Annotated in this window: 22 protein-coding genes; 4 read left to right on the forward strand and 18 right to left on the reverse strand. The window is 42.0% G+C overall.

The features are described 5' to 3' along the window. Nucleotides 1–27 precede the first annotated feature (27 nt). From spoIIIAG to ACWPWY_RS12080, 8 genes are all read right to left on the reverse strand, one after another. Nucleotides 28–669 carry a stage III sporulation protein AG gene (gene spoIIIAG / locus ACWPWY_RS12045; RefSeq protein ID WP_454191909.1) on the reverse strand — a complete coding sequence of 214 codons (642 nt, stop codon included), beginning with the start codon at nucleotides 667–669 and terminating at the stop codon, nucleotides 28–30. 28 nt (nucleotides 670–697) lie between these two features. Beyond that, nucleotides 698–1,426 (reverse strand): stage III sporulation protein AF, encoded by a 729-nt coding sequence (gene spoIIIAF / locus ACWPWY_RS12050; RefSeq protein ID WP_454191910.1) that lies wholly within the window; start codon nucleotides 1,424–1,426, stop codon nucleotides 698–700. Nucleotides 1,427–1,511: 85 nt separating this feature from the next. After that, complete coding sequence (spoIIIAE, locus tag ACWPWY_RS12055; RefSeq protein WP_454192871.1) at nucleotides 1,512–2,702, reverse strand: stage III sporulation protein AE; 1,191 nt, start codon at nucleotides 2,700–2,702, stop codon at nucleotides 1,512–1,514. 23 nt (nucleotides 2,703–2,725) lie between these two features. Further along, nucleotides 2,726–3,115, reverse strand: coding sequence for a stage III sporulation protein AD (spoIIIAD, locus tag ACWPWY_RS12060; protein WP_454191911.1), 390 nt, complete (start codon nucleotides 3,113–3,115; stop codon nucleotides 2,726–2,728). Between the two features lie 30 nt (nucleotides 3,116–3,145). Beyond that, on the reverse strand, nucleotides 3,146–3,349 hold the full coding sequence (spoIIIAC, locus tag ACWPWY_RS12065; RefSeq protein ID WP_191799151.1) for a stage III sporulation protein AC: 204 nt from the start codon (nucleotides 3,347–3,349) through the stop codon (nucleotides 3,146–3,148). A gap of 13 nt (nucleotides 3,350–3,362) precedes the next feature. Continuing rightward, nucleotides 3,363–3,881, reverse strand: a complete 519-nt coding sequence (gene spoIIIAB / locus ACWPWY_RS12070) for a stage III sporulation protein SpoIIIAB (RefSeq protein WP_454191912.1) — start codon at nucleotides 3,879–3,881, stop codon at nucleotides 3,363–3,365. Next, on the reverse strand, nucleotides 3,874–4,848 hold the full coding sequence (spoIIIAA, locus tag ACWPWY_RS12075) for a stage III sporulation protein AA (RefSeq protein ID WP_454191913.1): 975 nt from the start codon (nucleotides 4,846–4,848) through the stop codon (nucleotides 3,874–3,876). The genes spoIIIAB and spoIIIAA overlap by 8 nt, the downstream gene beginning before the upstream one ends. Nucleotides 4,849–4,967: 119 nt before the next feature. Further along, nucleotides 4,968–5,234, reverse strand: a complete 267-nt coding sequence (locus ACWPWY_RS12080; protein WP_454192872.1) for a YqhV family protein — start codon at nucleotides 5,232–5,234, stop codon at nucleotides 4,968–4,970. A 171-nt stretch (nucleotides 5,235–5,405) separates the two neighbouring features. Here ACWPWY_RS12080 and ACWPWY_RS12085 point away from each other — a divergent pair, with 171 nt between their 5' ends. Next, nucleotides 5,406–6,140 (forward strand): 2-phosphosulfolactate phosphatase, encoded by a 735-nt coding sequence (locus ACWPWY_RS12085; protein WP_454191914.1) that lies wholly within the window; start codon nucleotides 5,406–5,408, stop codon nucleotides 6,138–6,140. Nucleotides 6,141–6,197: 57 nt separating this feature from the next. Here ACWPWY_RS12085 and ACWPWY_RS12090 read toward each other — a convergent pair whose 3' ends face one another. The 4 genes from ACWPWY_RS12090 to ACWPWY_RS12105 form a co-directional block, all read right to left on the reverse strand. Then, a complete protein-coding gene (locus ACWPWY_RS12090) occupies nucleotides 6,198–7,451 on the reverse strand; it encodes an aspartate kinase (protein ID WP_454191915.1) in 1,254 nt (417 codons plus the stop codon). Nucleotides 7,452–7,697: 246 nt separating this feature from the next. Then, complete coding sequence (gene efp, locus ACWPWY_RS12095) at nucleotides 7,698–8,255, reverse strand: elongation factor P (protein ID WP_191799146.1); 558 nt, start codon at nucleotides 8,253–8,255, stop codon at nucleotides 7,698–7,700. Nucleotides 8,256–8,278: 23 nt separating this feature from the next. Next, entirely contained in the window at nucleotides 8,279–9,349 is a 1,071-nt protein-coding gene (locus tag ACWPWY_RS12100; RefSeq protein ID WP_454191916.1) for a M24 family metallopeptidase, read from the reverse strand. Nucleotides 9,350–9,656: 307 nt separating this feature from the next. Continuing rightward, nucleotides 9,657–10,142, reverse strand: a complete 486-nt coding sequence (locus tag ACWPWY_RS12105; protein ID WP_454191917.1) for a YqhR family membrane protein — start codon at nucleotides 10,140–10,142, stop codon at nucleotides 9,657–9,659. A gap of 153 nt (nucleotides 10,143–10,295) precedes the next feature. Between ACWPWY_RS12105 and ACWPWY_RS12110 the strand changes: the two genes are divergently transcribed. Further along, complete coding sequence (locus ACWPWY_RS12110; protein ID WP_454192873.1) at nucleotides 10,296–11,300, forward strand: DUF1385 domain-containing protein; 1,005 nt, start codon at nucleotides 10,296–10,298, stop codon at nucleotides 11,298–11,300. An 8-nt stretch (nucleotides 11,301–11,308) separates the two neighbouring features. After that, nucleotides 11,309–11,644: a hypothetical protein gene (locus ACWPWY_RS12115; protein ID WP_454191918.1), complete on the forward strand. Its 336-nt coding sequence runs from the start codon at nucleotides 11,309–11,311 to the stop codon at nucleotides 11,642–11,644. A gap of 100 nt (nucleotides 11,645–11,744) precedes the next feature. Here the strand turns inward: ACWPWY_RS12115 and ACWPWY_RS12120 are convergent, their stop codons facing one another. Together ACWPWY_RS12120 and mntR are read right to left on the reverse strand one after the other, a co-directional pair. After that, complete coding sequence (locus ACWPWY_RS12120) at nucleotides 11,745–13,325, reverse strand: family 10 glycosylhydrolase (RefSeq protein WP_454191919.1); 1,581 nt, start codon at nucleotides 13,323–13,325, stop codon at nucleotides 11,745–11,747. A gap of 137 nt (nucleotides 13,326–13,462) precedes the next feature. Beyond that, on the reverse strand, nucleotides 13,463–13,888 hold the full coding sequence (mntR, locus tag ACWPWY_RS12125; protein WP_454191920.1) for a transcriptional regulator MntR: 426 nt from the start codon (nucleotides 13,886–13,888) through the stop codon (nucleotides 13,463–13,465). Between the two features lie 199 nt (nucleotides 13,889–14,087). On the opposite strand from mntR, the gene splB reads away from it, so the two are divergent. Next, entirely contained in the window at nucleotides 14,088–15,158 is a 1,071-nt protein-coding gene (gene splB, locus ACWPWY_RS12130; protein ID WP_454191921.1) for a spore photoproduct lyase, read from the forward strand. A gap of 104 nt (nucleotides 15,159–15,262) precedes the next feature. Here the strand turns inward: splB and ACWPWY_RS12135 are convergent, their stop codons facing one another. From ACWPWY_RS12135 to ACWPWY_RS12150, 4 genes are read right to left on the reverse strand one after another with little or no spacing between them, the layout of a single operon-like run. Next, nucleotides 15,263–15,976, reverse strand: a complete 714-nt coding sequence (locus ACWPWY_RS12135; RefSeq protein WP_454191922.1) for a cytochrome c biogenesis CcdA family protein — start codon at nucleotides 15,974–15,976, stop codon at nucleotides 15,263–15,265. 44 nt (nucleotides 15,977–16,020) lie between these two features. Further along, entirely contained in the window at nucleotides 16,021–16,824 is an 804-nt protein-coding gene (locus ACWPWY_RS12140) for a metal ABC transporter permease (protein WP_454191923.1), read from the reverse strand. 20 nt (nucleotides 16,825–16,844) lie between these two features. Then, entirely contained in the window at nucleotides 16,845–17,594 is a 750-nt protein-coding gene (locus ACWPWY_RS12145; protein ID WP_454191924.1) for a metal ABC transporter ATP-binding protein, read from the reverse strand. Between the two features lie 57 nt (nucleotides 17,595–17,651). Further along, on the reverse strand, nucleotides 17,652–18,695 hold the full coding sequence (locus ACWPWY_RS12150; RefSeq protein WP_454191925.1) for a metal ABC transporter substrate-binding protein: 1,044 nt from the start codon (nucleotides 18,693–18,695) through the stop codon (nucleotides 17,652–17,654). Nucleotides 18,696–18,860 lie beyond the last annotated feature (165 nt).

Here is an 18,860-nt window from a genome sequence, read left to right on the forward strand (position 1 = left end):
TAGGTGAGAAGCTTTGCGTCTATTCATCTACTCTTGTTTCCTGGGTACAACCGATATTCGATAGGATTCGACGTTTAATCCTTTTTCGATAGCTTCTGTAATGAGATCTTTAACAATCTTATTTTCTGCCCCTTTTGCAACAACAAGTACACCACGGATTTGAGGTTTTATCTTCTTTGTAATGATGGGAGTTTGGTCCCCTGAAATATCATAGGTTACAATTTCTCCATCTCTTGTGTACTGAGTTATACTGCGTTTCCCACCATTTGCGTCTGTTTCCTCCGTATTTTGCTGTGTGTCCTGCCGGTTTCTCTCGACCACAATCTCCTCTGTAGAGTCAATGGTAACCATGACATCCACCGTACCGACGCCTACAATTTGTTCGAGTATCCCTTTGATTTTGGATTCAAAAGCGTGCTCGGTGGTATCAAAAGGGGTCATCTCACCTTCCGTTGAACCAAAAGCAGATTGTACACTATTGTCCAGCGGGGGTTCTCTCCCCACGTTTTCTGTATCGATCTCTTTCACATTAATGAAAGAACTAATAATGATGATAGCCACACCGATCAAGCCTACAATAATTAACCACCGAAAGGTTTGAGTTCGTTTTGTTGATCCTTCTTCAGAAGACCCAATCCATTTATTCAAACTGTTTCTCAGTTTCCCCATTTCAGCTCCTCCTTCCGGTTTAATAGGCTTACAGTTCTCCGCTGCTTTCAGGCTTCAAAATAATGATATGTTTGGCATCGACCTTCCACTGTCCTTCAATCAAAGAAGTGATTTGATCTGCTGCTGTTCCTGTCATAACAGAGATTGCTTCTTCTGAATCATATTGCTTCTCTTCAGGTGCATCCTCTTCTTTTGCAGGATCAGATATTCGGACTGTAATGGGATTCTGATCTACAGGAGTAATTTCAATGGGTCCGTTTTCTGGGCTCCTCGTTACCTGTCTATCTTCCTTACTTTGTCCCATCGTGACTTTTACACGGGTGATGGAGGTTAGTTCAGCACTTTTCTCCGTTTTTTTCTCGGTTCCAAGGATAACGCTGACCGATTCAACCGGAAGCTCCGTTTCTCGTTCGATCTGCTCTTTGATCTGATCTGCTACTTCTTTAGCCGCCCATTCTTTTGCCTTTATATCTTGTTGCTTCTGGAGCTTTTCCCCTTCATCCAGGATGTCATCCAGTGTCATCGCCTGTGTCTGTCCCCCATCTTTAGTCCAGTCCCTAAGCGCTTCCTTAAGTCTTGCATCTGGTTCACTGCTGAGCAGATTGATTAAGGGGGTGATTAATGTCAGCAAGACAAGTAAACTCAGTACAAGCTTGACATACCGCTCCATGGAACGATTCGGAAGCAGCATATCCACAAAGGTAGCCAGTAAAACGACCAGTATCAGTTCTCGTAACCATCCGCTCAGCCATTCCACTGCATCCACCTCCGTGCTGTACGTTTTTACCTTCTCTTGTTATTAGGTCCTCTAACCGAAGGGTACCTCTGATTCTTCATTTGGATCACCTCAACATTACGGTCATATTTCCAGCTGTCAGCATGATCGTTATTGCAAGAAAAAACATAAGACTGACCGCTGCAAGCGCTGCGAAGACATAGATAAGACTTTTGCCAATCGCCTGCAAACATCCTACGATCGGTGTATCGCCGAGGGGCTGCATTAGGGCTGCCGCGAGATTATATATAAAAGCGAGAGTCAAAATTTTTAGAGCTGGGAATGCACATAAGAACAAAATAATAATGACTCCCGCAAGACCAATCGAATTTTTAACTAGCAGTGATGCGGTAATGACCGTATCGGTTGCATCTGCGAGAACTTTTCCCACGACGGGAACAAAATTGCCTGATACATACTTTGCTGCTCGAATCGTAACTCCATCTGTAACCGAACTTGTAGCCCCTTGAACAGAGATAACGCCTAGAAAAATAGTTAGTACGACTCCAAGCACTCCAATTCCAATCAGTCTAAGCAGGTTGGCGAGCTGAGTAAGTTTATACTTGTCCGTTAAAGAACTGACTAAGTGCAGAACAGCTGAGAAGAACAAAAGCGGAAATACGATTTTATAGATCAGTACTCCAATCGTGTGAATCATGAATACAATAAGCGGATGTGTGACACTGACGGTAACGATGTTCCCCATAGATGCAAGTAAGGCAAACAGTAAGGGAATCATAGCGAGCATAAAATTAATCATTCGATCAATTGCATCTTCGGCGTAACCAATGGCGACACTGAAGCTGTTAATCGAAATTACGATAATAACCATATAACAAATGGCGTAAGCCACTTTACTGATCGTACTTTTTTCGAAGGCCGTTTGCAGTGTTTCCAGAATCATACTCAAGATGTTTAGCATAATGATCGTAACGAGAAGTTTTGCATTGAAGAGAACTTCATGTAACAAATATTGACCTATAGCTCCAAACATATTTTTGACACTTAGTCCTTCTCCGCCGGGCATCAGCATGTCCATAAAAGAGGGCAACTTGCCTTCCGGGAAAAATCCTCCGTATTCATCAATAAGAGACTGCCAGTACCGTTCCACCTGCTCTGTCGGTAGCTGCTCAACTTGCTTGTTTGCCCAGTCGGTTACAGGGGAGTCCGCAAAAACCTGGTTTGCAAGAGCAAAGAAAAAACACAACATCAGTGTGACAATCACGATCTGATTGCGGGAACCACTGGAATTTTTCATCACATCTTACTTCCTCCACCTCTTTATACCGGCAACAGCTTCATCACTGTTTCGATAATAATGCTGATAATGGGTACAGCTAGTACCAGAATCAGCACTTTGCCGGCAAGTTCAATTTTGGATGCAATGCTGTCTTGTCCCGCATCCCGTACAATTTGTGCGCCAAACTCTGCGATGTAGGCAATACCGATGATTTTCAGTATTGTTTTTAGATGGATCTCATCCATTCCGGAGGATTGGGCCATCCTCTCGAGTACCTGAAGCACAGCACCAATTTTACCGATAACAAACATGAAGATTAGGATCCCTGCTGTCGTTGCAATTAGAAAAGCAAACAGCGGCTTTTGTTCTTTTACTATAAGAATCAGAATGGTCGCTATGAGTCCAAGTCCTACGATTTGAATGATTTCCATTTCTAATCACCTGTTTAGATAAGGCTCTATTTAATGAAAAAGGAAAATAGATTTAATCTCCTGCAACAAGTTGTCGAGCATTCGAATTACCATAAATAAGACCACCACAAAGCCGATTAACGTTACCCAGTGCGCCATATCTTCTTTTCCCATTTGCTTTAGTACCGTATGAATCATGGCGATAATAATGCCGATACCTGCGATTTGGAAAATCGCATTCACTTCTAAATTCATCTCTGGCACCTCACTATAAGATCAGGATGACGATCAGCGCCCCGACCAGAAGACCAAGACTGCGGCTCATCTTTTCATACTTCAGTTGATCTTCCCGAGCCGTGATTTCTTCATGATTCAATTGCTGGATGGCAAGCGTAATGTGTTTATTTTGTTCCTCTCTGTCGCTTGTCCCGAGACTTAAACTCAGCTGAAGTATCACGTCTTTCTCTGGTTGTTTCATAGCCGTCTGGCTCCAGTATTTGTCTATTGCATAATGAAAGCTTTCGTTAGCCGAATGCCCTTTGGGAGAGTTCATATGCTCTGCAGCTGCTATGAAAAGACGTCCGAGTGGTTTACTCGCTTGCGATCCTATCTTTTGCAGTGCATCGGCAAGCGGACTATAACTATAATTAATTTCCGTCAGCAGGCGTTGGAAGATAAGAACAAGCTCTCTAATCTGCTTGGGCCTAGAAGCAAAAAGATTGGCTTGATACATGCCTAGAAGAGTTCCTGAAAGCAGGATCATCAGTGCACCTATCAGTTTAAGCATGAGCACCACCTACGTTCGTAATGCCTTGCTGCTGTATGGTTCTGTTTTTGCTATCTGCCAGTTTGTACGTCACTTTTTTACCGAAGCGATCAATCATAACGTACAGCTGAAACAATTCTTCCTGAATTAGCTCCTTAATGAATGGGCGTTTGCTCAGGTCAGCCATATCCCTCGCATGTGCGCTTGCAATGACGGAAATACCCGCATTCAGTGCCTCTTTTATCGCTTCTGCATCTTCTTCTCTGCCGATCTCATCTACAATCAGCACTTCGGGTGACATGGATCTCAGCAGCATCATCATCCCTTCTGCTTTCGGACAAGCATCCATAACGTCTGTTCTTGGTCCAACATCGAAGGTAGGAACACCTTTATAACTCCCGGCAATTTCGGAACGCTCGTCCACAATGCTCACTTTAAAGCTTCTTCTTTTCTCGCTTCCATGACTGATTTGTCTAGCTAAATCTCGAAGCAGTGTCGTTTTCCCTTGCTGTGGAGAAGAAACGATGAGCGTATGTTTGATTCGAGAAGTTCGGTGGTCTATAAGATGTGGAATAATCTGATCCGCTGCACCGTTTATCTCCTTGGCTATCCGAACATTAAATCCGCTGATATCTCTTAAATGTTCTACTTTTCCGTTTTTAAGTACCGTTCTTCCAGCAAGTCCAATTCGATGACCGCCTGGGATCGTTATGAAACCTTTGCGTAGTTCTTCTTCCATGGTGTACAGCGAATGATTACTGATTACTTCTAAAAATCGGTGAGTATCCTCCCTAGATGGACAATACGCTTCTGACTGTATTTTTGAGGGCACAGAAAGCCGGGTTACAAAATAATGCTCCCCATTCGTGTTAATTTCGAGAGGTCTTCCTTCGCGAATCCGAACTTCTTCTAATGTTTCTAAAAGCGGCCTAGGAAGATGCATCAGCAGTATTTTTAGCGACTCAGGAAACAACTCAAGCCATTTCATTATCCGGCACCCCCATTCCCTAGATGATAGGGCTTTTTCCAAGGCCCTTTCTGGGGGCCCGTGTTTGTTGGTCATACCCCATATTTATGCCTGTACACGTTTTTTATGACGGGAATCTATCATTTTTTTAAAATACCAATTAAGAGACAAGTTACTCCCATAAATACCCACGCCAATTTACCAAAGGAAAGCTTGTCTGCCATCCCTACTAGTCCAATGGTTGTCGTTAAAATAAGGATCATCGGACCAACAAATGCAAGTGCGGAATTCACGGCAAGTGCTTTCTCGACCTGATTAAACTTCAGCATAAGCAGGGCGGCAATCAATTCAGCAGATCCTGAGAATATACGTAAAATAGCCATCGACAGTACATATTTGTCCAATATAAATTTCCTCCCTGAAGCAAGTTGTCTTAGAACATATGCCAAAACTAGTCTATTTATATCCACAGAAAAAAAAGAGGTAGGCACCTGCCCCCCTCCTGATGCATATAGTAAGAATAGATAGGCTGGATGATGTAGAGAAACAGTGCAAAAACAAGTTAGGGAGGTACACCTATGCGTATCGATGTTGTTGCCAGTGCCAGTGAAATACGCACAGAAGATGTGATTCACCGCAGCGCAGTGGTTATCGATGTATTTCGAACAACGAGTACCATTGTTACTGCACTAGCACAAGGGGCAATCTGCATTACGCCCGTAGAAACGGTGCCTCAAGCTAAACAACTTGGGCATGAAGGGATGTTTCTAGGCGGTGAACGATTCTGTAAAAAAATAGCTGGATTTGATGCGGGGAACTCACCTTTGGAATATACAAAAGATTTAGTAGAAGGACGAAAAGGAATTATGACTACCACCAGCGGTACTAGAGCTTTAATTAAAGCAGGAAAAGCTTCCTATATATTCACAGCAGCTTTTTTGAATGCAAAAGCTTGTGCACAGGTACTCACGGAAGTTGATCTGGATATCGCTATTTTATGTGCGGGTCAACAGGACAGGTTAACTATGGAAGATGCACTTTGTGCGGGAATGCTTATTGAATATATAAAACAATCAACTGTAGCGCCTGTGCGTCTAAATGACCTAGGATTGGTTGTCCATCAAGCCTATCTAGGCTGCGAGGCAGACCTTCGAAATAAGCTAAAAGAGAGCAGTGAGGCGAAAAGATTAACCAAGCAGGGACATGAAAAAGATGTGGATTATTGTTTAATGAGGAATGCGTTTACAATTGTTCCTTTTATGGAGGATCATCTTTTAATCCCATGGAAATCACAAGAACAAAAATTAATATAGAAAGAGGCTTACACGTTATTCATCGTGTAAGCCTCTTTTTGTGCTGTACTGCCGTAATTATCTTCGATCTTGTGGTCCGCCTACAAAAGCTTGCACTTCTGTGTCAAGTTTATAAGCTGTATGGAGTGCACGTATAACTTCATTCAGTTTTGTACCTTCCACTACACAGGAAACTTTAATCTCTGATGTACTTACCATTTTGATATTGACACCTTGGCTTGAAATGACATCAAACATTTGAGCAGCAACGCCTGGATGGCTGACCATGCCTGCACCAACAATTGATATTTTCACAAGCCCATCCTCCGATGTTATTTCACGAAATGGTAGAATGCTTTCCATTCCTTGAATGACATCAATAGCACGCTGTCTATCGTCTAAATTAACAGTAAAGGAGAAGTCCGCTTTGCCATCACTGATACCGCTTTGTACGATAATATCGACATCGATTTGTTCTTTTGCTAACGCACCAAACATACCTGCAAGCACGCCCGGAATATCTTCAACTCCCAAAATACTGATACGCGCTACATTTTTATCGTAGGCAATACCGCTTACCACTACGCCTTGTTCCAATGCTGCTTCCTCCTTCACTACCGTTCCTTCATTATAAGTAAAGCTGGATCGAACCACTAAAGGCACTTTCGAATGTTTCGCATATTCAACTGCACGCGGGTGCAACACAGCGGTACCCAGGTGAGCAAGCTCCAGCATCTCATCATACGAGATTTCACTTAGTTTTCGAGCAACCTTGACGATTCGAGGGTCAGTAGAATAAACCCCGTCAACATCTGTATATATTTCGCAAGCGTCGGCTTTGATCGCAGCCGCTAGTGCCACTGCTGTCGTATCAGATCCACCGCGTCCGAGTGTTGTAATTTCTCCTTCTTCGGATATACCTTGGAATCCGGCAACGATTACAATTTTGCCTTCTTTCAAAGATCGTAATACCCGTTCTGGCTGTATATCCGTAATCCGTGCTTTTCCATGAATCGGCTCCGTCCGGAATCCTGCTTGCCATCCTGTATAGGAGACGGTTTCCCGGCCTAAGCTCTGAATTGCCATTGATAATAAAGCGATCGAAATTTGCTCACCCGTTGTGAGCAGCATATCCATTTCACGTGCGGGAAGCTTATCGTTTAATATTTTTGCCTGGTCAATGAGTTCGTCTGTTGTATCCCCCATAGCGGAGACGACAACGACACATTGATGTCCTTCATCTTGTTTCTGGGCTACGCGTTTTGCTACTCGCTGCATTCGTTCCGTATCACCGACGGAACTTCCTCCGAATTTCATTACAAACAAAGACAAACCAAACTCACTCCCTACCCTTACAAGTATAAAACATCATTTTATATAGGCGATAAGCTGGCTTACGCTTACCTTACTTTTAAACAGTATAATACGAAATTTGGAAACTGGTAACCCTTTTTTACTGTAAATCATTGAAGAAGTCTCTGTAAGCTCCTCTTTTCTCCTCATAACACAACAAAGTCCCCTGCTGATTAGCAGAGGACTTTGTATATAAACGTATCTCAAAAAAGAATGTCGTCTTTATTATGCGCGGGAGCTGTATTTACCTTCACGAGTATCAATGATCAGAACATCGCCTTCATTAATAAACAAAGGTACTTGTACATTCAGACCTGTTTCTACTTTTGCGTTTTTAGTAGCACCTGTTGCTGTGTTACCTTTAATTCCTGGCTCTGTTTCAATAACTTTCAATTCTACAGAGTTCGGCAGGTTAATTCCAAGAATTTCACCTTTGTAGCTGATGATGTTTACATTCATGTTTTCTTTAAGGAAGTTAAGTTCCCATTTCAATTGGTCACTAGTGAGCGTGAATTGATCGTAAGTTTCGTTATCCATAAAAGTATGCTCATCTGCACTTGCGTACAGATAAGAAACACCACGGTTGTCGATTTGTGCACGACCGATTGTTTCACCAGCACGGAATGTTTTTTCTACCGTGTTACCATTACGAAGGTTTTTAAGCTTAGAACGAACAAATGCCGCTCCTTTACCTGGCTTAACGTGTTGGAAATCAAGAACTGTAAAAATGTCACCGTCAACTTCAACGGTCAAACCTGTTTTAAAATCATTAACTGAAATCACTAAAAAACCCCTCCTAATTATAATTACAACGTTATTAATTCTTTCTTTGAATGCGTCAAAATAGAAATTCCAGATTCAGTCATTACGACATCATCTTCAATTCGAACGCCTCCGATGTCAGCAAGGTAGATTCCTGGCTCTACGGTAACGACCATTCCTGGTTCGAGAATATCATCACTATGTCTGGATAAACGAGGTGACTCATGAACTTCCATACCGAGACCATGTCCCGTGCTGTGACCAAAATGGTCGCCATATCCATATTTCGTAATTATGTCTCTTGCGAGCGCATCTGCTTCCCGTCCTGTCATACCCGGCTTCAAATGTTCCAAAGTATGTAATTGAGCTTCAAGTACGATATCGTAAATCTCTAGCAATTTGGCTGCTGGTGTCCCCACTGTAATTGTACGTGTCAAGTCTGAACAGTAACCATCTAAAAGTGCGCCAAAATCAAAAGTGATAAAATCACCTTTCTCAATTACCTTATTGCTGGCAACGCCGTGCGGCATTGCTGAACGAATCCCAGAAGCTACAATCGTATCAAAGGAAGAAGATGTTGCACCATGCTTGCGCATAAAGAATTCAAGTTCAAGGTCTGCTTCGCGTTCTGTCATGCCTGGTTTTACAACTGTCAAGATATGAGCAAAAGCAGCATCCGCCAAATCTGCAGCACGCTGCATGATCGCAATCTCGTTCTCATCTTTATATAACCGAAGTTTTTCAACAAGTCCGCTCACGGGAACCAATTTCACAGGTTTCACTTGATCTGTGTACGCCTCATACGTTGCGAACGTAATCAAATCCTTCTCAAATCCCAGAGACTGAATTCCTTCTTCACTCAGTAATTCTTTTACTGTTTCCATTGGTTTCGCAGCGTGCTCAAGAACAGTAAATTCTTTTGCTTGTTGCGGAGCCTGTGTCATATAACGAAAATCAGTAAGCAAATACGCTTTTTGGAGCGTTACGAGTACGTAACCTGCTGAACCAGTGAAGCCGGTAATATACCGTCTGTTAATCGGGCTCGTCACCAGAATGGCTTCCAGTCCTTGTTCTTTCATTGCCTTACGTAGTTTCAACACGCGGTTGTTCTCCATGATTATACCTTCTTTCTTCGCCTTCAAGCCAGTTCCTTATCTCACTCTCTTCGTGAATCTCCAGATCGTCAAATCATGGTCTGTAGATCAGATGTAAAGCTGTAGAATGAACCCAGCAAATAAGGCTATGTTTCTGGTGCCATCATAACGTGTGCAAAAAACGATGGTACGTTCATGAAAGTCTGCAGTACGTGTAGCTCACAAACCGAAATACCGCTTCATCCTTGTGTACTACCTTCCCTGCCGATAACCATTTGCTATTTTAACACAATGAACGAGGGATTGAGAAGTTTTTTTGATTGCAGCCTTATGCCATTTCTGGCTCCCGTTTCCGTTCGTCCGTATACTCGACAGCTACAGAATAACCGATAAACAATCCCCACAGTAAAAACAAACAAAATTCTGCATAAATCGTATCCCACGTCACCTCTGTAATGGGTTTCACCATACCGAGGATTGGACCAGGCCACATGAAAATGAGAAACCACCAGACGATACCGTATAGTAATCCAGGAATTGGCCCTCTAAGTTTACGCAAAGTTAATATGTAAAGTAGGGTGGCAAGGATCGAAAATCCGATGAAAAATGCCCATCCTAGCCATTGTCCCGGTGCCGAATAAATAAAAGAGTGTTTGAAAAAAGGTTCCGCAATAAATCCAGTCGGAATCACTGTAAAATGAAAAATATAGAAAACCCACTGAATTCCTCCCCAAAATAATCCGGCAAAAAATCCAATTTCCAAACCGAAAAGCAGCGGGTTTGTTCGTTTTGTTCTTTTCTGCTGATGGTTCACTCCAAATCGTCTCCTTATTATTAAAAATATCGTCATGTAAATTCATGCTATAGCATGTAGTATATGCAAATTCCAAATCGTTACTCAAAACTAGAAATTGCTGGCTAAAAAAGATACAATAGAGGTAATGAAGAGAATAGGAAGGTGAAACTTTTGCCTCAAGAATCAAAACCAGTAGCTTACGGCGGCCAAGCAGTCATAGAAGGCGTAATGTTTGGCGGAAAGCATGTAAATGTTACAGCAGTAAGACGAAAAAACCAGGAGATCGCTTTTTTAGAAGTCCCGAAACAAGATAAATCCTGGGTTAAAAAACTACGTAAAATCCCTTTTTTACGCGGGATTGTTAGTCTAATTGACTCGAGTGCCAAAGGAACCAAACATTTAAACTTTTCTGCTGATGCTTATGCAGACGATGAACTGACAGAAGAAGAACGACAAGAACAGAAGGATAGTGAAAATTCCGGTTGGAGCCTATCCATGGTAATCGGAGTAGCTGCTGTCGGTGTATTGTCCTTTGTATTTGGTAAGGTCGTTCTCACCGCTGTGCCCGTATTTATCGAAGATTTTTTATTTGGTAACACGGGGTTGAGTAAATTTAGTCACACCTTTATTGAAGGTATTATTAAAATAATGCTAGTATTTTTATACTTGTACGTCATATCGCTTACCCCGACGATTAAGAGACTGTTCCAATATCATGGAGCAGAGCATAAAGTAATCAGTGCTTATGAAGCAGGAGTAGAGCTTACACCAACAAATGTACAAAAGTTCAGCCGCCTCCACTATCGCTGCGGCAGCAGTTTTCTTGTTCTGAGTGTCATCGTTGGGGTGCTGGTCTATTCTTTATTCTCCATCCCTTTCCCATATGATAATGTGTGGGAACGTGTAGGTCAGCGTCTGATGCTCTTACCGGTCGTGTTAGGGCTATCTTTCGAAGTTTTGAAGTTTACGAATGCAGTGCGTGATGTTCCTGTCCTCCGTTATCTTGGATACCCTGGTCTGTGGCTTCAGCTGCTAACTACAAAAGAACCGACAGATGATCAGGTAGAAGTGTCTATCGCTTCCTTCAATCGGATGCGTGAACTCGATGCAGAACTTGAGAATGCTACGGTAAACGTATCTTATGCAAGCGGAAATCTGGATCCTGTGAAAGGATGAGATGGAAGATGTTGAAACATGGTGTTATTTTCTTTACGGTCATGGCTTTGGCAGTTTATCAGTTGATTATATATGCAATAAGCGGTGCTTGGAATCAACTCATACTTCCTATCATTCTAGTTGGGTTGATGTTGTGGTTTTATCTGAAGCCACCAGCCGGTTACGCTAACACCAAGAAGAAATACCCGAAAGTCAAACCGTCAGCTGCAACAATGGCAAAGCTTAGTCAATCCAAAAATGGAGCAAAATCAACAACAACCAAAAAAAGAAAAGAGTACCCATTCCACGTAATCGAAGGAAATAAGAGAGATAAAGATGATCCAGATGTTCCTAAATATCATTAAAGATCACAAAAGAACCCCGCAGACCTTAGGTCTGCGGGGTTCTTTTGTATATTGTTTAATTGATATCCTCAGTTATAAAGTCTGATCCCATTCGATTTTTTTATTTCGTATAGTATGAGGTTAGCGCTTGAATTAATCCAAGCGGGTTTTTAGTAAGATACTGACTGCTGAAGAATATGGAACCTGTGATATCATCATACTGCTCATTGTATTTCAGTTGATTGATGATCTCTTGTGATGTCTGCCAGCCAACTTCTGCAGTTCCCAGCTTATAAGGAGCATGACCGATAATAAGATCAACGTCTGTTCCCTTTACTTCGTTAGCCCACCAATCTACCAGCACATCGTATCTGGCAGCGGTAAACGACATACTCCAATAGATCTGCGGAGCCACATAATCGATCCATCCTTCTTTTATCCATGTTCTAACATCAGCATACATATCGTCATACGCCGCACTTGCTTTGGTATTTGACCCTGTAGGATCTTTCGTTATATTTCTCCATACACCGAAAGGACTGATACCGTACTCGACTGACGCTTTAGACTGCTTAATAGTTTGTCCCAGACTCTGAACAAAAAGATTAATATTGTCTCTTCTCCAGTCACCTATATTCTTGAACTTGCCCGCATTATATTGCTTATAAGCAGCGTTGTCATTAAACGTGGTGTTTGATGGATAGAAGTAATCGTCAAGATGAACCCCATCAATGTCGTAGTTATTCACTACTTCCATAATCGCATCAATAATATGTTGTCTTGCCTCAGGAATACCTGGGTTAATATACATTTGGTTTTTAGCCGTTACGATCCATTCTGGGTGCTGCTTTATGACATGGTTTGCTGCAAGCGTACTTGTATTCGTTGTGGTATTTGCACGAAACGGATTAAACCAAGCATGGAACTCCATTCCCCGTTTATGTACTTCCTCAACCATAAATGCAACGGGATCATATCCAGGATTCAGCCCCTGCGACCCGGTTAGGACTCTGTTCCATGGAACGAGAGTCGATGGATAGATAGCATCGGATGCACCGCGAAGCTGCACATATACGCTATTAATCCCCATAGACTCAAGAGCATCTAATTCTTTTATAAAATCTTGCTTTTGTTTGGCGATATTTTTAGTAGAACCTAATTTAGGCCAGTCTCCATTAATTGTAGAGATCCAGGCCCCTCTTATTTCCGAACTAGGTTCACCTGGCACACTTGGAATCTCAGGGTCTGCTGGCCATAAATTTGTTGTAGTCAGTTGAATCGTTTTAGCTGATTGATTCCATGTCACTTGTAAGCCTAGATGCTCACTTACAAACCGAAGAGGAACCATAACTCGGCCTCTAATAATTTCTACTGAAGTTGTTAAATTTACAGTTTTCCCGTCTACCATTCCGGTTGTCTTCCCATTCGTTAATGAAATTGAAGTGTACAGCCCTTGAATGTTTACAGTTTTCGTAGCCTGATTCCATTTAGTTGAAGCGCCGATTCCCTCACTAATTACCCGAAGTGGAACCATCGTTACATTATCTTTCGGTTTCAAATAAGGGGCTACATCGGTGTTAAGCTGACTTCCATCTAAATAAATCGTAATTTCACTCGAACTTGCTACCGAGATAGTCGGTGCTCCCTGCAGTACAAGTAATACAACCAATAACAAAGCAAGGCACTCTTTAACTTTCCTCATAAAACATTGTCCTCCAAGCATATAAATTTAGAAAAATAACCCATTTGTTATAGTTATAGACGTCTTTATATGCTGAAAGTTGCGACTGAATAGAAAAACACCATCCTATGGAACTAGGATGGTGTTTTGATAGTTTTTCAAGATTCGTTTGTTAGTTCCTTATGAACGTTTCGAAGATCCTGCAACCTTGCATCATCACGGCGGAAGTACTGCACGAGAGTCTCAATACAAGTAATGGAATCCCAACTGAGGTGATGCTCAATCCCTTCCACGTCTCTGTATATATTTTCGTCCTGTACTCCGATAATGGTCAAAAACTCTTCAAGCAGCTCATGGCGGTCCATCAGTCTTTTACCAATTTTTTTACCTTTTGGGGTAAGGATCAGGCCTCGATACTTCTCATAGATTAAATACTCGTCTTTATCCAGCTTCTGTATCATTTTCGTTACTGAGGATGGATGTACTTCGAGTCCTTCCGCAATATCGGATACACGCGCATACCCTTTTTCATCGATTAACTTATAAATTCGCTCCAAATAATCTTCCATACTGGGCGTTGGCATGTGCCTAACCTCATTTCATTAATGAACTAGCGTCCTTGCGGCCGAGTAAGTTTGCTCTTGTTATGATACATGTTATTCATTATGATTTGCAAGTCCCGAAGGGCACAGCACCCCGTTTTATACGTAATGTTTCCATGCTTAAGAAGACGGTTGTCAAGGCAAAATACTTAGTGAATTACAATGTGAGAGGAGCTTTTTCATGCCGACTCAAGTCTTAGAAAGACCTGAACGCAAAGTTAGGCCCACTAAAGCTTTTGTCCCTGATCTTGTTTATTTTGAACCCAGTTCGCTCGACTATCCAAAAGGACAACGTATTCTGGAATGGGTAAAAGAAAAAAACATCGAATATCATATGACTACTTCCCACAACCGAATCACGAATTTGCCTGGAGAAACGGATCTGGAGAAATACCGGATCGCTAAGCGAACACTCGTAGTCGGCATCCGCAGAACATTAAAATTTGATCAATCTAAGCCATCTGCAGAATACGCAATCCCCATCTCTACTGGCTGTATGGGCCATTGTCATTATTGTTACTTACAAACCACACTCGGGGCAAAACCCTATGTCCGTGTGTATGTGAATACCGGTGATATTCTCCAAGCAGCTAAGGACTATATTGAAGAACGCAAGCCAGAGATAACTCGGTTTGAAGCTGCCTGTACCTCAGACCCTGTAGGTCTAGAGCATATTACAGGGAACCTAGCCGACCTGATTACGTTTATGGCAGATGAAGAATTCGGCAGATTACGATTTGTAACCAAATACCATCATGTAGAACCTCTGCTTAACTTGAAGCACAATGGTAATACGCGCATTCGATTCAGCGTTAACGCAGACTATGTCATTAAAAACTTTGAGCCTGCGACCTCCCGTTTCGAGGAAAGAATCGAAGCAGCTGGAAAAATTGCACATGGGGGATATCCATTAGGGTTTATTATTGCCCCCATTATATGGCATGAGGGCTGGGAAGAAGGATACGGCGATCTTTTAAAACGATTAGCGAAGACTCTTCCTAAAGATGCTACCGAAGATTTAACTTTTGAAATGATTCAGCATCGTTTCACAAAAACAGCTAAAAATTTAATCGAACAACGTTATCCAAAATCCAAGCTGGAGATGGATATTGCCAAACGGGAAACCAAATGGGGAAAATACGGGCAATACAAATATGTGTATCCAAAAGATCAACAACAAGCGTTACGCGAATTTATTACGGAACGGATTTTCGAATATTTCCCGGAATCTAAAATCGAGTACTTCACGTAAAAACTGATTTCTTTTTTCACACAATAAAAGAGGCGCTTTCCTATACTCCGTCAATAGCTGACGGTTATAGAGAAGCACCTTTTTACATTCAAACGAAAACATTTTTAAATGATCATCCAATCGGGAGTAATCCGCTGCAGCCAAATCGTAATCTGGGTCATTCGATCGGTAAAGAGTAAAATCCCCATCAAGATCATGATACTGCCTCCGACTTTCATTAAAATACCAGAGTACTTCGTAATCCATCTTGTCGTACCTACAAAGAAAGCAAGAATGAAAAATGGAACTGCAAATCCTGCCGTATAACCTGTAATCAAACCGATCCAAGCTCCTGGCTCCGTTGCTGCCATAGCGATAATAGCGGTAAGTATAGGCCCGATACAAGGAGACCAACCGGCAGAGAACCCTATTCCAAAAATAAAAGATCCGAGATAACCCGCCGGTTTCCACTTCATCTCCATCTTCCGTTCCTTCATTAGAAACTGAGGCTGAAAAAGCCCAATTAACATGAGTCCCATGACGATAATGAGTACAGCTGATAACATTCGAATCAAATCTTTATACTCATGAAAGAACTCTCCAAACACTCCTGCCCCAAACCCCAAAGTATAGAACACAACGGAAAAACCAAGGATAAAAGCAAGCGTATGACTTAAGGTTCGTAAACGTATTTCTTTCTTATTTTGCTCATTCTTCAGTTGCTGTACAGACAAACCGGTTATGTAAGACAAATACGAAGGATACAGCGGCAAGCTGCAAGGGGACAGAAACGAAGCTATACCTGCCCCGAAAGCAAGCCACACGTTTACATCAGGCATTAAGGAACGCCTCCTCATGAGTTAGGGATTCGACTAGACAAATCTTAAGTTCGAATCCCTTTTTTCCCGAGCATAATGACCACCAGCAATCCAATCAGCAATAATACAATGGTTGCTCCTGGTGCCAGATTCCATATCCCTGCGATGACAAGCCCTGCAATGACGGCGATCTCCGAAATGATAACCGATAAAATGATCGAAGTCCGAAAACTCTTTGCTATGAGCAAACTAATCGCTACTGGAATCGTTAATAAAGCAGATACGAGTAGCGCCCCAACAATTTTAATGGCGGTACTGATGACTAGTGCCGTCATAATCGTAAGCAGCATATTTAGAATTTTCACAGGAAGGCCGGTAACGGCTGCTGCGTCCTCTTCAAAGCTGAGCAAGAAAAATTCTTTGTGAAATAAACTGACCACCAAAATGACAATCGCAGTAACCACACCCACAACCATAAGATCCGTGCGATCAAGAGTGTAAATACTGCCAAATAAATAACTCATCACATCCGCGTTATAACCCTTACCTAGGGTGAAGAACAAGGAAGCTAGTGCTACCCCGCCTGACATAATAATCGCAATAGATAATTCTGCATAACTCTTATAAGCTTTACGCAATTTTTCAATACCAAATGATGCAATTACTGCAAAAACAAGCCCTGCCGCAATCGGATAGACCCCAATCAGGAAACCAAAAGCCACACCTGCAATCGTTACGTGTGACAAAGTATCCCCTATCATAGAGAGTCTACGCAGTACTAAGAACAAACCAATCAGCGGTGCGGTGATACCAATAAATATCCCCCCGACTAATGCCCGCTGAAAAAAATCACTCGTTAAAATTTCCAATCTTCACGACTCCTTTGACCCTATAACACCGAATGTTGCAAATCTGTCTGAACACAGTTCTCCAGATCATGGGAATGACGAACATAGAAATTAATTTTACCGTTCACCTGCTGAGGTTCGTTTCCAAGATATCCTTTGATCATTTCAATATCATGCGATACCATCAGGAATGTCATATGATGATGTTTATGCATGTGAGTAATCATCTCAAAGAAACTTGCTTGTGTCTCAGCATCAATACCTACCGTAGGTTCATCTAAAATCAGCAGGTCAGGATGATTGATCAGCGCCCGGGCCAAGAATGCACGTTGCTGTTGACCTCCGGATAGCTGTCCTATTCTTTTATCCGCCAAATCTTGGATCCGCATTACTTCAAGAGCATCATCACATTGCTGCTTATGCTTTTTCGTCATTTTACGGAAAATATGCTTGTTATTATAAAGCCCGGAAAGAACAACTTCCCGAACGGTTGCTGGAAATAGCGGATTAAAAGCGTTCTTTTGCGGTACATATCCGATCCGTTCCCAGTCCTTAAATTTAGCGATGGGTTGACCGAACAAACGGATCTCTCCATCGCCTGGAGGTAACAATCCGACCAGCATGCGCATGAGCGTCGTTTTTCCCGCTCCGTTTGATCCAATGACGCCAACAAAATCTCTTTCCTTCACCGTAAGGTTCAGATTCTCGATGACCTGCTGCTCACCGTATGAAAAACAGAGATTCTTAATTTCAAGAACCGGATCATGACATAAATTAATAGCTTTTTGCATGGTCTTCCTTCCTTCTTCTTAAGCTAACCTTGATAAAGTATCAAGTATGATCACATTCTATTGTAAAGCTGTTACGAGATTTTGCAAATTTTTCTCCATCAGGGTGAAATAATTATCTCCATTCGCCAATTGTTCTTGTGTTAGTCCCTCTACCGGGTTAAGAACCATTGTTTCTACGCCCGCCTCAGATGCAAGGGTCTTGGCTAGTTTATCAGAGACTAACTCTTCAAAGAAAATGTAACGAATTCCTTCTTCTTTCACCAGATTAGCAAGTTTCACAATATCTTGTCCTGTTGGTTCTGCATCAGGGGAAAGTCCCATAATTGAATGTTGTGTGAGTCCATAGTCACGTGCTAAATATCCAAATGCCTGGTGAGAAACAACAATTTCTTTTTGAGATACGTTAGAAAGTTGTTCTGTAAACTTCGCATCGAGATCTACCAGTTGCTGTTTAAGTTCATCATAACGCTCTTCATAGCCCGTCTTATGGTCTGGGTCCGCTTCTACAAGACTGTTCTTGATATTCTCTGCCATGACAAGTGCCGACTTCGGACTTACCCAAGTATGAGGATCAATGGAACCATGATTATGTCCATCATCTTCTTGAACTTCACCTTCATGGGCATGATCGTGTTCTTCTCCTTCATGAGCATGATCATCGTGGGCTTCACCATCATGGGTATGGTCTTCCTCTTCCGAATCGATAAGATTAATGCCTGCACTTACTTCCACTGCTTTAACATTGGAATCTTTATCTAACCCTTTTAGGAAATTAGGAACCCATGCTTCAAGGCCCGCACCATTATATAAGAACAAACCAGCTTTGGATGTATTTACGATATCTTGACTTCGCGGTGTCCAGTCATGGGGTTCAACACCCGTTGGCAACAGATTAATAACATTAACATCATCTCCGCCAATTGCCTTCGTAAACTCATAAATCGGATAAAAACTAGTGACTACATTAAATTTATCCTCTGATATTTGCCCTTCTGAAGAATTGTTTCCACATGCGGATATAATCAGCATCATGATACTGCATAAGGCAACTGTCATAAAAACTCGAGACCTTCTTGCTGAATTCGTAAGTCTGTTTTTCATTTTATCCACTCCATATTTACATTGTTTTATTTCACATTTAATCGTAATCGTAACGATTACTGCTAAATAGTAGTATAGGTATCCGCCTTTTGGATGTCAATACTTTTTCAAATGGAAAAAAGCGCCCCCGAAAGGACGCCTCATCGGCATATCGTATTCTGAATT

It is taken from the genome of Paenibacillus sp. Marseille-Q7038, assembly GCF_965111595.1.